The sequence below is a fragment of the Polaromonas sp. genome (assembly GCF_030682935.1).
Lineage (GTDB): Bacteria > Pseudomonadota > Gammaproteobacteria > Burkholderiales > Burkholderiaceae_C > Polaromonas.
In genome coordinates, this window is sequence record NZ_JAUXNA010000129.1 from 1 (window position 1) to 13,012 (window position 13,012).

The window sequence follows — 13,012 nt, forward strand, 5'->3', positions numbered from 1 at the left end:
CAGCGATGCGGGGGTAGCTATGGGGTCGCTACCAGTCGCTCCGTATCAATACATGAAAAAATTGCCGCTACCGCTTTATTTATAAGCGATAACAGCTATGAATTTAGAAATTTATTGGTTGTTGCGCACCAAACAGGCCGCTGACCCTTGCACCCCATGGCCCGCCCGCAGGGCCATAGCGGCCCACCCGGCGCTTGCCAGGGTGGGCAAGAAGATGTCAGGGCTTGATGCGCAGCATGTCGGTGCCGTCGCCGGCTGACAGCAAACCCGCCTGGGCGTACACACCCAGCTTGGCGCGGGTGTCGGTGATGTCGAGGTTGCGCATGGTCAACTGACCGATGCGGTCCAGCGGGCTGAACGGTGCGTCTTCCACTTTTTCCATGCTCAGGCGCTCGGGCGCGTAGGTCAGGTTGGGGCTGTCGGTGTTCAGCAGGCTGTAGTCGTTGCCACGGCGCAGTTCCAGCGTCACGGTGCCCGTCACGGCGCGGGCCACCCAGCGCTGGGCGGTTTCGCGCAGCATGATGGCCTGGCTGTCAAACCAGCGGCCCTGGTACAGAAGCCTGCCAAGGCGCATCCCATTCATGCGGTACTGCTCGATGGTGTCTTCGTTGTGGATGCCCGTGACCAGGCGCTCGTAGGCGATGAACAGTAGCGCCAGGCCCGGTGCTTCGTAGATGCCGCGGCTCTTGGCTTCGATGATGCGGTTTTCAATCTGGTCGCTCATGCCCAAGCCGTGGCGGCCGCCGATGCGGTTGGCTTCCAGGATGAGCTCGACCAGGTCGGGGTACGCGACGCCGTTGAGGGCGACCGGACGGCCTTCTTCAAAGCGCACCGTGACTTCTTCGCGCTTGACTTCCACGTCGTCGCGCCAGAAAGCCACGCCCATGATGGGCTGGACGATCTTCATGCCGCTGGACAGGAGTTCGAGGTCTTTGGCCTCGTGCGTGGCGCCCAGCATGTTGGAATCGGTGGAATAGGCTTTTTCGGCCGACATCTTGTAGCCAAAACCGGCCTGGGTCATGAAGGCCGACATTTCGGCGCGCCCGCCCAGCTCGTCAATGAACAGCTGGTCCAGCCAGGGCTTGTAGATTTTGAGCGACGGGTTGGTCAGCAGGCCGTAGCGGTAAAAGCGCTCGATGTCGTTGCCCTTGAAGGTGCTGCCGTCGCCCCAGATGTTGACGTCGTCTTCCTTCATCGACGCCACCAGCATGGTGCCGGTCACGGCGCGCCCGAGCGGCGTGGTGTTGAAGTAGGTCACGCCTGCCGTGGTGATGTGAAAGGCGCCGGCCTGCAGGGCGGCCAGGCCCTCGGCGGCCAGCTGGCTGCGGCAATCAATCAGGCGCGCTTTTTCGGCGCCGTACTGCATGGCCTTGCGCGGGATCTCCTCGTAGTCCGGCTCGTCGGGCTGGCCCAGGTTGGCGGTGTAGGCATAGGGAATCGCGCCCTTGAGTTTCATCCAGTGCAGCGCCGCGCTGGTGTCGAGTCCGCCTGAAAATGCAATGCCGACTTTCTGGCCGACGGGAAGGTGCTGGAGTATGGTGGCCATGAAATAGGTTCCTGCGTGGTCTTGAATTTAGGCCGATTTAGGCGAAGTGGCAGATGTAGTGGTAGGGCTGGGCGACACGGATCTCGAAGCTTGAGTTGCCCGGCACGCTGAATTGTTCGCCTGCCGAAGACGTCACCCAGTGGTCCGTTCCGGCGAGCTTGTACTCGCAGCTTCCCGCCACGCATTCCATGATTTCGGGCGCACCGGTGTTGAAGGTCAGGGTGGCCGGAAGGATCACGCCCACCGATTTTTTGGTGCCGTCCGCCAGCGTGATGCCGTGGCTCACGCATTTGCCGTCGAAGTACACACTGGCTTGGGTGCTGACACTGACGTTGTCAATTTTTTCGGTAATCATGGAGTGGATTGGTAAACAGGGGGAGGGCGTTGCGGCCAGCGTTCTGGCATGCAAAGCAATGATTTTAGGTCACGCCGGTGGCCTGGCCTGCGCGGCGGCGGGTTCAGGTCCCTGAATCCGGTCTGCCCTTCACGGCGTATCTGTGAATATTGGACAATGTTTTCCATGAAGCCAGAAAGCCCGGATATTCAATTGATTGCACTCCTTGATCGTGTCGCCTTGGCCGATGAGCCGGCCCTGCGGGAGCTCTACGAGTTGACCTCGTCCAAGCTCTACGGTGTGGCCGTGCGCGTGGTCACCAACCGCGAATGGGCCGAAGATGTGCTGCAGGAAGCTTTTTTGAATATCTGGCGGATTGCCGGTGACTACAAAGCCACGCTGTCGCCACCCATGGCCTGGATGGGCCTGGTGGTGCGCAGCCGGGGCCTTGATTTTTTGCGGCGCCGGACTTCCGAGCGTGCGGACGCGATGCAGGAGCTGGACGACGTGATTTCGGACACGGTGGCGGGCGACTCGCCCAACCCCATGGACACGACCCAGGCCAGCGAGCAGGCCTGGGCGCTGCACCAGTGCCTGAACCAGCTGGAGAACAAGCAGCGCGAAGTGGTGAGCCTGGCCTATCTGCGGGACCTGAGCCACAGTGAGCTGGCCGAGCAGCTCAAGCTGCCTTTGGGTACTGTCAAAACCTGGATTCGCCGCGGCCTGGAGCAACTGCGCGGCTGTATGGGGCGCTTCGCATGAACATTCTGAACAACCCTTCGCTAATGGATCAACTGGCGGCGAGCTATGCGCTGGGCACCCTGCGCGGTGGCGCGCGCCGCCGGTTTGAGGCGCTGGCGCGCGACAACGCCACCCTGCGCGCCGCGGCGCTGATCTGGCAAAGCCGGCTGGCATCGGTGGCCGAACTGCAGCAGCAGGCCGCGCCCAGTCCGGCGGTGTGGCAGCGCATTGAAAACCTCGTCAACGCCGAAAAGCAGGCGCAGGCCATGCAGGCGGCGCGCGCGGCACCCGTTGCCGCCGCGGCGTCTGGCGGCTGGTGGTCCAGCCTCGGGCTGTGGCGCGGCGCGACGGCGGCAGGGACTTTTGCGGCGGTGATCGCCGTGGTGACCGGGTTGAACCTGAACACGCAACTGAGCGGCCAGGTGCAGGAACTCAGCGCCAGGCTTTCGGCCACGCCCGACATTCAGTACGTCGCCGTGCTGGCGGACGACCAGGCGTCGGCGTCCATGCTGGTGACGTTTGATCCCAAAAACAAAAAGCTGCTGCTCAAGCGGGTCGGGGATTTCCGCGAGCAGGCGGACAAGTCGCTGGAGTTGTGGGCCTTGCCCCCCGGGGCGGCGCCCCGGTCATTGGGCGTGCTGTCCGGTGACCCGGTGGTTCGCCTGACGGCAGCCGGCAGCGACATGCAGGAAGTGCCCACGCTGGCCATCAGTCTGGAGCCTAAAGGGGGCGTGCCGGCGGGCAGTGGTCCGAGCGGGCCGGTGCTGTTCAAGGGTGCGCTGATTCAGACCGCGCAATAAGAAGCGCTTGGCCTTCAAGCGGGCACTTGCCCATCAAAAAGGGGCGTTTGTGACGCCCCTTTTTTGGATCGAACTGACCGCTCAGCGCCAGTGGCGATGCCCGCCGCCGCCGCGGCTGTAGCCAAAGTTCAGCGAGAGCCCGACCGGCGGGTAAATCGGCGCGTAAGCCGGTGCGTAGTAAGGCTGGGGGTAATAGGCGGGGTAGACCACGGGCTGCACATAGACCGGCTGGTAGTAGGCCTGGGGCTGGGGTGGGGCGAGCGGGGCGGGCTGGTAGCCTTGAGGCACGGGCGTCATGGCCCCGACCGGCGTCACCTGCAGCCGCACGTACAGACCGGGATCGTTGACCATCTGCGCGTTGTACTGCGCTCCCTGGTATTCATACACCACGTTGTAGTGGCTGGCGCGGTTTTCGTAAAAAGTCTGCGTCGTGCATTGCTGGACGTTCTGGACCTGGTTGCTGCTGCCCTCAATGCGGTCACCGAGGAGGGCGCCGCCGAACAGCCCGATCATGGTGGCCGCCGCGCGCCCGCCGCCATGGCCGATCGCGTTGCCAGCCGCGCCGCCGGCCACCGCACCCATCAGCGCGCCCGCGCCGGATTTGGGCGCTTGCGTGATGTAGGCTTCGTTGTTGCAGACCTGCCGGGGCACGGCCACCTGCTGCACCACCGGCGTGCTGGAAATCACCCGCGCCAGAATGTCCATGGCGGACGCCGGCAGACAAACCAAGCCGGCCGCAGCAGCGACGCTGGATCCCAGCAAGGTGTTAATGCGTGCTTTTTTCATGGTTCAAATTTCTTTTCAGGCAACGCCAAATAATCGCGCCATAAGTAGGCTGGATAGAGTCGTTTCGGGGCGCAGAGTTCGATGCACTGACTGTAAAGCTGGTGACAGGCCGAGACAAGCCGCCAAAAAGTCGGCGCGCCATTTTCTGAAATTTAAACGCGCGTTGCCCAAGCCGCTGCATTAAACCCGACCGTGATGTCTTGCCCCCAGTCCACCACCGGGCGCTTGATGACGCTGGCTTGGGCCTGCATCAGCGCCTGCGCAGTGGCGGCGTCCGTCACGCCGGCCTGCGTTGCCGCGTCCAGCTTGCGCCAGGTCGTGCCTTTTCGGTTCAGCAGCTTTTCCCAGCCGACGGCGCCTGCCCATGACGCGAGTTTTTCGGGCGGAACGCCGTGCTTTTTGAAGTCATGGAATTCATGGGTCTGCCCATGTTCGGTGAGCCACGCCCTGGCTTTTTTGACGGTGTCACAGTTGGCAATGCCGTAAAGAATGATCATCCGGCGAGTGTGCCATAAATTCAAGAAAAAAGTGCCTGAGGCCCATATGTGACGGGCGCAAGCAGCTATTGAATCAGTAGCGCATTGCGCGCTTGGAGCGCGTGCCAGAAAAATCAGGAACCAGGGTTTTGGGTCAACAAGGGAATAATCAAGGGTCAAGCCGCCGCCGCACCCGGGCGCGGCAGCGTTCACTTTTACAGAGGCTCCATGACGACTCCGGCCCCCACTGCCGCGCTTTACCCGCCCATCGAGCCCTTTCGCACCGGCACGCTCGATACCGGCGATGGCCACTCGATCTATTGGGAACTGTGCGGCAACCCGAACGGCCAACCGGCGGTTTTTCTGCATGGCGGGCCGGGTGCCGGCTGCTCGCCCGAGCACCGGCGGCTGTTTGACCCCGCGCGCTATTGCGTGCTGCTGTTCGATCAGCGCGGCTGCGGCCGCTCACGCCCGAGTGCGTCGCTGGACCACAACACGACCTGGCATCTGGTGGCCGACATTGAGCGGCTGCGCACCCTGCTGGGCGTGGAGCGCTGGCTGGTGTTTGGCGGTTCCTGGGGCTCATCGCTGGCGCTGGCTTATGCGCAGACGCATCCGGCGCAGGTGTCGGCGCTCATCGTGCGCGGCATCTTCACGCTGCGGCGCGCAGAACTGCACTGGTATTACCAGGAAGGCGCTTCGTGGCTGTTTCCTGATCTGTGGGAGGACTTTCTGGCGCCGATTCCGGTGGACGAGCGCGGCGACCTGATGGCGGCCTACCGCCAGCGCCTGGTCGGGCCAGACCGTGCAGAACAACTGGCCTGCGCACGCGCCTGGAGCCTGTGGGAAGGCCAGACCATCACGCTGCTGCCCGACCCGGCGGGTGCGGCCAAGCATGCTGGCGACGACTTCGCCCTGGCGTTCGCGCGTATTGAAAACCACTATTTCGTGCACGGCGGCTGGCTTGAAGAGGGGCAGTTGATCCAGGGCGCGGGCAAGCTGGCCGGCATTCCCGGCGTCATCGTGCAGGGCCGCTACGACATGGCTTGCCCCGCCAAAACCGCCTGGGATCTGCACCGCGCCTGGCCCGAGGCGGACTTTCACCTGGTGGCCGATGCCGGTCATGCCTTTAGCGAGCCCGGCATTCTGGCGCAGCTGGTCGCCGCGACCGATCGCTTCGCGCGCTGAAGGGCCTGAGGCGCTGCCGCTCAAGGGTTTTCCGCCTTGCGCGACAATACAGGACTGTATGGAATATTTCTCAACACTCGACGACTGGCTGGCCCACTGCGAGCGCCTGCACCCCAAAACCATAGACATGGGGCTGGCGCGCGTCAAGGCCGTGGCCGAGCGCATGGGCCTCAAGTTTGCCTGTCCCATCATCACGGTGGCCGGCACCAATGGCAAAGGCTCAAGCTGCGCCATGCTGGAGGCTATCTTGCTGGAGGCCGGCTACCGCACCGGGGTTTACACCTCGCCGCATCTGGTGCATTTTGAAGAGCGTTGCCGGGTCCGTGGCGATATTGTGAGTGCTTCTGATTTAATAGCATGCTTCGCCCGTGTTGAAACGGCAAGAACCCTCAACGGCCATGAAATTTCGCTGAGCTATTTTGAGTTCACGACGCTGGCCATTTTGCAGCTGCTGGCCGACGCAAAGCTGGACGTCGTCATTCTGGAGGTCGGCCTGGGCGGCCGGCTGGATGCCGTCAATATTCTGGACGCCGATTGCGCCCTGATCACCAGCATTGACCTCGATCACATGGAATTGTTAGGCAATAACCGTGAAAGCATCGGTCTGGAAAAAGCCGGCATCATGCGTGCCGGCAGGCCGGTGGTGGTGGGCGACCCGGTGCCGCCGCAAAGCATTCTGGATCACGCTGCTGAAGTGGGTGCTGACTTGTGGCGCTTTGGCCAGGACTTCAATTTTTCGGGCGACAAGCTGCAGTGGAGCTGGGCGGGCCGCGGCAGGCGTTATGCCGGGCTGGCCTATCCGGCCTTGCGCGGCGCCAACCAGCTGGTCAATGCCTCCGGCGTGCTGGCGGCGCTGACGGCCTTGCGCGACCGCCTGCCGGTGACGGCCCAGGCCGTGCGCAACGGCCTGTCCATGGTCGAGCTGCCGGGCCGCTTTCAGATCATTCCGGGCCAGCCCACGCTGGTGCTGGACGTGGCGCACAACCCGCATTCGGTGGCGGCGCTGACTGAAAACCTCGACGCCATGGGTTTTTACCCCTGCACCCACGCTGTCTTTGGCGCCATGGCCGACAAAGACCTGGCGCCCATGCTGGCGCGGGTGGGGCCGTTGATTGACAAGTGGTATTTTTGCGACCTGCCCACGGCCCGTGCCGCCACGGGCGAGGCACTGCAGGCGACATGGGCAGCGCTCAAAACCCGCCCGGACGTGACTGCCAATGCTTACAAAAGCCCTGAATTGGCTTTGCAGGCAGTCGTCAAGGCCGCAGACCCCGCTGATAGAATTGTGGTTTTCGGCTCCTTCCTCACGGTGGGTGGCATTTTGAAGGACGGTCTGCCGCGTCTTTCGGCGCCGCATCTGGCTGCTTAAAGTCCAATGAGGCCGCATGAACCGGCCTGACCCCGTCCCCGGGATGCCCGACAGACCACGTTAACCCTTAACGGATTCAAGCCACACCATGTCGTTTTTCAACTTCCGCCGGGGCGGCTCAAGCGCTGCTCCCTTTGCCGCGTCAGCGGCCCAAACGGACAGCGTGGAAGTCATGCGCAAACGCGCCAAGCACCGCCTGATGGGCGCGGCCGTGCTGGTGCTGATCGGCGTGGTGGGTTTTCCGCTGCTGTTTGACACGCAGCCGCGGCCCATTTCAGTCGATATACCGATTGAAATTCCCGGCAAAAATACGGTCAAGCCGCTGGTTCTGCCTGCGCCGGTTGCCGCCACTGCGCCCGTCAAAGCAAGCGCGCCTGCTGAAAAAGTGGCGGCCGATGCCAGCCTCGCACCCGAAGAAGAAATTTTGCCCCCCATGCTGGTTCCCCCCGTCATCGCTGAACCTGCGCCGGCTGCTGTTAAAAACGACGTCAAGCCGGGTGCAAAAGTAGAAGCCAAAGCCGAGCCGAAGGCAGAAGTCAAGCCAGCGCCCAAGGCCCCTGCCACGGGTAGCGACGGTGCGCGTGCCAGCGCGCTGCTCAATGCCACGCCGCTGGCGGCTAAAACCGCTGGCGCCGAGGCTGAAGACCGCATGGTGGTGCAGGTCGGCGCATTTGCCGATGCTGCCAAGGCCCGCGAAGTGCGCGCCAAGCTGGAGAGTGCCGGTCTTAAAACCTATGCACAGGTCGCCGAAACCAAAGACGGCAAGCGCACCCGGGTCCGCGTGGGCCCCTTTGCCAGCCGGGCCGATGCTGAAAAGGCAGCCGCAAAGATCAAGGCGCTTGATTTGCCGGCCGTCATCCTCAGCCTTTAAGCAGGTTGCGGACGCGTGGCGGTGCTTGACTGGATTTTGGCGGGTGTATTGATTTTTTCACTGCTGCTGGGGGCGTGGCGCGGGCTGGTGTACGAAGTGTTGCTGGTGCTGGCTTGGGCCGCGTCGTTTTATGTGGCGCAATGGGCTGCGCCCGAGGTGGCTGCGCTGCTGCCTTTGCAGTCGGCCTCGGAGCCGGTGCGTTACGCGGCGGCGTTTGTGCTGATATTCATTGCCGCGGTATTTGCGGCAGGCTTGCTGGCCTTTTTGCTGAAGAAGCTGGTGGAAGCCATGGGCTTGCGTCCGGTGGACCGCACGCTCGGTGCGGCCTTTGGCCTGTTGCGTGGCGTGATTCTGTTGCTGGCCGCCACTGTGGTGATGGACATGACGGCGCTCAAGTCCAGCAACTGGTGGCTGGAGTCCCAGGGAGCGCCCGTACTGACGGCCACGCTGAAGGGCTTGAAGCCGGTGCTGCCGGAACAGTTTTCAAAGTATCTGAATTAATTTTTTATGAGTCAAAACACCATGATTGAAACACCATGTGCGGAATAGTCGGCGTCGTCAGCAAAGCCCCGGTCAACCAGCTGATTTATGACGGCTTGCTGCTGCTGCAGCACCGTGGCCAGGATGCCGCCGGCATCGTCACGCAGCAAGGGCGCAAGTTCTACATGCACAAGGCCAAGGGCATGGTGCGCGACGTTTTTCGCACCCGCAACATGCGCGCCTTGCCGGGCAATGTCGGGCTGGGCCAGGTGCGTTATCCCACCGCTGGCAACGCTTACAGCGAAGACGAAGCACAGCCGTTTTATGTCAACGCGCCGTTTGGCCTGGTGCTCTCGCACAATGGCAACCTGACCAATGCGGCCGAACTCAAGGCCGAACTGTTCAACACCGACCACCGCCACATCAACACCGACAGCGACTCTGAAGTGCTGCTCAATGTGCTGGCGCACGAGCTCGAAAAAACCACGCGCGGCCTGCCGCTCACGCCGGTCGATGTGTTTGCGGCGGTGCGGGGTGTGCACAAGCGCGTCAAAGGCTCGTACGCGGTGGTGGCGTTGATTGCCGGCCACGGGCTGCTGGCGTTTCGCGACCCCTTCGGCATTCGCCCGCTGTGCATCGGCCATGGCCAAAATGAGGGCGGCCGCACCGTGATGGTGGCCAGCGAGTCGGTCGCGCTGGAAGGCACGGCGCACCAGTTCGAGCGTGACATCGCGCCGGGCGAAGCGGTGTTCGTGGACCTGGACGGCACGGTGCACGCCGAGCAATGCGCCGTCAACGCCAAGCTCTACCCCTGCATTTTCGAGTTTGTGTATTTGGCGCGTCCCGACTCCGTGCTCGACGGCATTTCGGTCTACCAGGCCAGGCTCAACCTGGGTGAAACGCTGGCCAAGCGCGTGGTCTCCACCGTGCCGCCCAGCCAGATCGATGTGGTCATTCCGATCCCCGAATCAAGCCGCCCCAGTGCCAGCCAGCTGGCGCACCTGCTCGGCATTCCCTACCGCGAAGGGTTTGTGAAAAACCGCTACGTGGGCCGCACCTTCATCATGCCGGGGCAGGGCGTGCGCAAAAAATCCGTGCGCCAGAAACTCAACGTGATCGCCAGCGAGTTCAAGGGCCGCAATGTGCTGCTGGTCGATGATTCCATCGTGCGCGGCACCACCAGCCGCGAGATCGTGCAGATGGCGCGCGACGCCGGCGCGCGCAAGGTCTACCTGGCCAGCGCTGCACCCCCGGTACGCTTTCCGAACGTTTACGGCATCGACATGCCCACGCCCAATGAGCTGGTGGCGCATGACCGCACCGTGGAAGAAATTCGCCAGGTGATTGGCTGCGATGCGCTGATCTACCAGGACGTGGAAGGCATGCGGCGCGCCATTGGCTCGCTGAACCCCGCGCTCGATGGTTTTGATGCTTCCTGCTTTGATGGCGTGTACATCACCGGAGACGTGACGGCCGAGACCATTGCCGCCATGAATACCCAGCGCGCCGAAACCAACGGAAAAATGACCGAAGAGGGCGATGTCGACGTGTCGCGCCTGGCGCTGCCTAACCCGCAAGAGGCTTGAAAGTGACCCAAAAAGCATTACCCGACAAGCTGCACCGCGACACGCTGGCCGTGCGCGTTGCCGAAAGTAAAAGCCAGTTCGGTGAAAATTCCGAAGCGCTGTACCTGACCAGCAGCTTTGTGCAGCCCGATGCGGCCACTGCCGCGCGCCGTTTTGCCGGCGAAGAAGACGGCTATATGTACTCGCGCTTCACCAACCCCACGGTGACCAGCATGGAGCAGCGCCTGGCGGCCCTGGAAGGCACCGAGGCCTGTATCGGCACCTCCAGCGGCATGGCGGCCATATTGCTGATGTGCATGGGCCTGCTGAAGTCGGGTGACCATGTGATCTGCTCCCAGTCGGTGTTTGGCTCCACCATCAAGTTGATTGGCAGCGAATTCGGCAAGTTTGGCGTGGAAACCACCTTTGTCTCGCAAACCGACGTGGCCCAGTGGCAAGCGGCCGTCAGGCCCACGACCAAACTGCTGTTTGCCGAAACGCCGACCAACCCGCTGACCGAGGTCTGCGACATCCGCGCGCTGGCCGACATTGCGCATGCGTCGGGTGCCTTGCTGGCGGTTGACAACTGCTTTTGCTCGCCAGCGCTGTCGCAGCCCGCCAAGCTGGGGGCTGACCTGATTATTCATTCGGGCACCAAATACCTCGACGGCCAGGGCCGCGTGATTGCGGGCGCGATCTGCGGACCGAAAAAGCTCATCGACGAGAAGTTCGTTCCCATCATGCGCAGTGCCGGCATGACGCTGTCGCCGTTCAATGCCTGGGTGGTGCTCAAGGGCCTGGAGACGCTGTCCATTCGCATGCAGGCGCAAAGCGCCAACGCGCTGGCGCTGGCAAGCTGGCTGGAAGCGCAGCCGGGCGTGGCCCGCGTCTATTACCCCGGCCTGAAGTCGCACCCCCAGCATGCGCTGGCCATGCAGCAGCAAACCCTCCATGGCCAGGGCTGTGGTGGCGCGGTGGTGTCGTTCGACCTGAAAGGCGCGGACCCCGAGAGCGCCCGCAAAAATGCCTTCCATGTGATCGACAGCACCCAGGTCTGCAGCATCACAGCCAACCTCGGGGACACCAAAACCACCATCACGCACCCGGCCACCACGTCGCACGGCCGGCTCAGCGAAGCGCAGCGGCAGGCCGCCGGCATCGGTCAGGGCCTGATCCGCGTAGCCGCAGGCCTTGAACATATTGACGATTTGAAAGCCGACCTCGCGCGCGGTCTGGACAGCCTGAAATGACAATGCCTGCCATGACACCCCAAACACGAACCCGATTTGCGCCATCCCCCACGGGCTTTATCCACTTGGGCAATATCCGTTCGGCGCTGTATCCGTGGGCCTTTGCACGCGCCACGGGCGGCGTCTTCATCCTGCGCATTGAAGACACGGATGTGGAGCGTTCGAGCCAGGCCGCCGTTGACGTGATCATTGAAGGCATGCGCTGGCTGGGCCTGGACTATGACGAAGGCCCGTTCTACCAGATGCAGCGCATGGACCGCTACAAGGCCGTGCTGGCCGAGATGCAGGCGGCCGGCCATGTCTACCCGTGCTACATGAGCGTGGCCGAGCTTGACGCGCTGCGTGAAGCCCAGATGGCGGCCAAGGAAAAGCCGCGCTACGACGGCACCTGGCGGCCTGAGCTCGGCAAGACGCTGCCCCCCGTTCCCGCGGGCGTGCAGCCCGTGCTGCGCTTCAAGAATCCGCAAGGCGGCTCGGTGGTCTGGGACGACAAGGTCAAGGGCCGGATCGAGATCAGCAACGACGAACTCGACGACCTGGTGATTGCGCGGCCCGACGGTACGCCGACCTACAACTTCTGTGTCGTGGTCGACGACATGGACATGGCGATCACGCATGTGATTCGCGGCGATGACCATGTGAACAACACGCCGCGCCAGATCAACATCTTCCGCGCGCTCGGCAAAGACGTGCCGGTCTATGCGCATTTGCCGACCGTGCTCAATGAGCAGGGCGAAAAGATGAGCAAGCGCAGCGGTGCCAAGGCCATCACGCAGTATGCCGCCGAGGGTTACCTGCCGGACGCCATGGTGAACTACCTGGCGCGCCTGGGCTGGAGCCATGGCGACGACGAGATTTTCAGCCGTGCGCAGTTTCTTCAGTGGTTCAACCTCGATCACCTCGGCAGGAGCGCGGCCCAGTTCGACGAGGCCAAGCTGCGCTGGGTCAACGCCCAACACCTCAAGGCCACGGCCGATGATGCGCTGGCCACGCTGGTGCAACCTTTCCTGGCGGTCCGCGGCGTCACGGGCCTGGATGCCGCATGGCTTGCGCGCGGCTGCGGCCTTTTCAAAGACCGCTGCAGCACGCTGGTCGAACTGGCGGGCTGGTTGCAATTGCTCGTGGCGGGCGGGCAGGCCAGCGCGCAGGATGTCAGCACGCATGTGACCGAGGCGGTGCGCCCGGCGCTTGCCAGGCTCGCTGCTGCGCTGGGCAATTGCGACTGGAACAAGGCGGCTATTGGCGCAGCGATCAAGCAGGTGCTGCTTGATACCGGCCTGAAGATGCCGCAACTGGCCATGCCGGTACGCGTGCTGCTCATGGGAACGCCGCAAACGCCGTCGCTGGATGCTATCGTGGAACTCATGCAGCGAGAAAAAGTGATCGATAAATTGAATTTAGTTTGAAAACTTGAAAAGGGCGATATTTTGTCGCTATAATTTGAGGCTCGACAGGTTACTAAGTAATTAGTAACAAGGGGGTATAGCTCAGCTGGGAGAGCGCTTGCATGGCATGCAAGAGGTCATCGGTTCGATCCCGTTTACCTCCACCAAGGTTTGTCAGTAGTTATCGGTTAGTTCCAAGGTTTTGACCCCATCGTCTAGAG

The 13,012-nt window shown here is 62.7% G+C and carries 13 protein-coding genes and 1 tRNA gene; 10 read left to right on the forward strand and 4 right to left on the reverse strand.

From position 1 onward, the window contains the following. Positions 1-217 precede the first annotated feature (217 nt). Positions 218-1,546: an argininosuccinate synthase gene (gene argG / locus Q8K05_RS05845; protein WP_305245573.1), complete on the reverse strand. Its 1,329-nt coding sequence runs from the start codon at positions 1,544-1,546 to the stop codon at positions 218-220. Between the two features lie 37 nt (positions 1,547-1,583). Beyond that, positions 1,584-1,901 (reverse strand): pyrimidine/purine nucleoside phosphorylase, encoded by a 318-nt coding sequence (locus Q8K05_RS05850; RefSeq protein WP_305245574.1) that lies wholly within the window; start codon positions 1,899-1,901, stop codon positions 1,584-1,586. A 165-nt stretch (positions 1,902-2,066) separates the two neighbouring features. On the opposite strand from Q8K05_RS05850, the gene Q8K05_RS05855 reads away from it, so the two are divergent. Continuing rightward, complete coding sequence (locus tag Q8K05_RS05855; RefSeq protein WP_305245575.1) at positions 2,067-2,642, forward strand: RNA polymerase sigma factor; 576 nt, start codon at positions 2,067-2,069, stop codon at positions 2,640-2,642. Next, positions 2,639-3,421: an anti-sigma factor domain-containing protein gene (locus tag Q8K05_RS05860; protein WP_305245576.1), complete on the forward strand. Its 783-nt coding sequence runs from the start codon at positions 2,639-2,641 to the stop codon at positions 3,419-3,421. The genes Q8K05_RS05855 and Q8K05_RS05860 overlap by 4 nt, the downstream gene beginning before the upstream one ends. Positions 3,422-3,502: 81 nt before the next feature. Here the strand turns inward: Q8K05_RS05860 and Q8K05_RS05865 are convergent, their stop codons facing one another. Beyond that, positions 3,503-4,207, reverse strand: a complete 705-nt coding sequence (locus Q8K05_RS05865; RefSeq protein WP_305245577.1) for a glycine zipper 2TM domain-containing protein — start codon at positions 4,205-4,207, stop codon at positions 3,503-3,505. Positions 4,208-4,359: 152 nt separating this feature from the next. Beyond that, positions 4,360-4,704, reverse strand: coding sequence for an arsenate reductase (locus Q8K05_RS05870; protein WP_305245578.1), 345 nt, complete (start codon positions 4,702-4,704; stop codon positions 4,360-4,362). Positions 4,705-4,911: 207 nt separating this feature from the next. On the opposite strand from Q8K05_RS05870, the gene pip reads away from it, so the two are divergent. The 8 genes from pip to Q8K05_RS05910 all read left to right on the forward strand — a co-directional run bounded on the left by pip (position 4,912) and on the right by Q8K05_RS05910 (position 12,958). Further along, positions 4,912-5,871 carry a prolyl aminopeptidase gene (gene pip / locus Q8K05_RS05875; protein WP_305245579.1) on the forward strand — a complete coding sequence of 320 codons (960 nt, stop codon included), beginning with the start codon at positions 4,912-4,914 and terminating at the stop codon, positions 5,869-5,871. 58 nt (positions 5,872-5,929) lie between these two features. Continuing rightward, positions 5,930-7,240 carry a bifunctional tetrahydrofolate synthase/dihydrofolate synthase gene (gene folC, locus Q8K05_RS05880; protein WP_305245580.1) on the forward strand — a complete coding sequence of 437 codons (1,311 nt, stop codon included), beginning with the start codon at positions 5,930-5,932 and terminating at the stop codon, positions 7,238-7,240. A gap of 88 nt (positions 7,241-7,328) precedes the next feature. After that, the gene (locus tag Q8K05_RS05885) at positions 7,329-8,111 is read left to right on the forward strand and encodes an SPOR domain-containing protein (protein WP_305245581.1); all 783 of its coding nucleotides are present in this window, start codon (positions 7,329-7,331) and stop codon (positions 8,109-8,111) included. A 15-nt stretch (positions 8,112-8,126) separates the two neighbouring features. Further along, complete coding sequence (locus tag Q8K05_RS05890) at positions 8,127-8,612, forward strand: CvpA family protein (protein WP_305245582.1); 486 nt, start codon at positions 8,127-8,129, stop codon at positions 8,610-8,612. Positions 8,613-8,647: 35 nt separating this feature from the next. Beyond that, positions 8,648-10,177, forward strand: coding sequence for an amidophosphoribosyltransferase (purF, locus tag Q8K05_RS05895; RefSeq protein WP_305245583.1), 1,530 nt, complete (start codon positions 8,648-8,650; stop codon positions 10,175-10,177). A gap of 2 nt (positions 10,178-10,179) precedes the next feature. Next, positions 10,180-11,406 carry an O-succinylhomoserine sulfhydrylase gene (locus Q8K05_RS05900; RefSeq protein WP_305245584.1) on the forward strand — a complete coding sequence of 409 codons (1,227 nt, stop codon included), beginning with the start codon at positions 10,180-10,182 and terminating at the stop codon, positions 11,404-11,406. An 11-nt stretch (positions 11,407-11,417) separates the two neighbouring features. After that, positions 11,418-12,812, forward strand: coding sequence for a glutamate--tRNA ligase (gene gltX / locus Q8K05_RS05905; protein ID WP_305245585.1), 1,395 nt, complete (start codon positions 11,418-11,420; stop codon positions 12,810-12,812). Positions 12,813-12,882: 70 nt separating this feature from the next. After that, positions 12,883-12,958: transfer RNA gene (locus tag Q8K05_RS05910), tRNA-Ala, on the forward strand. Positions 12,959-13,012 lie beyond the last annotated feature (54 nt).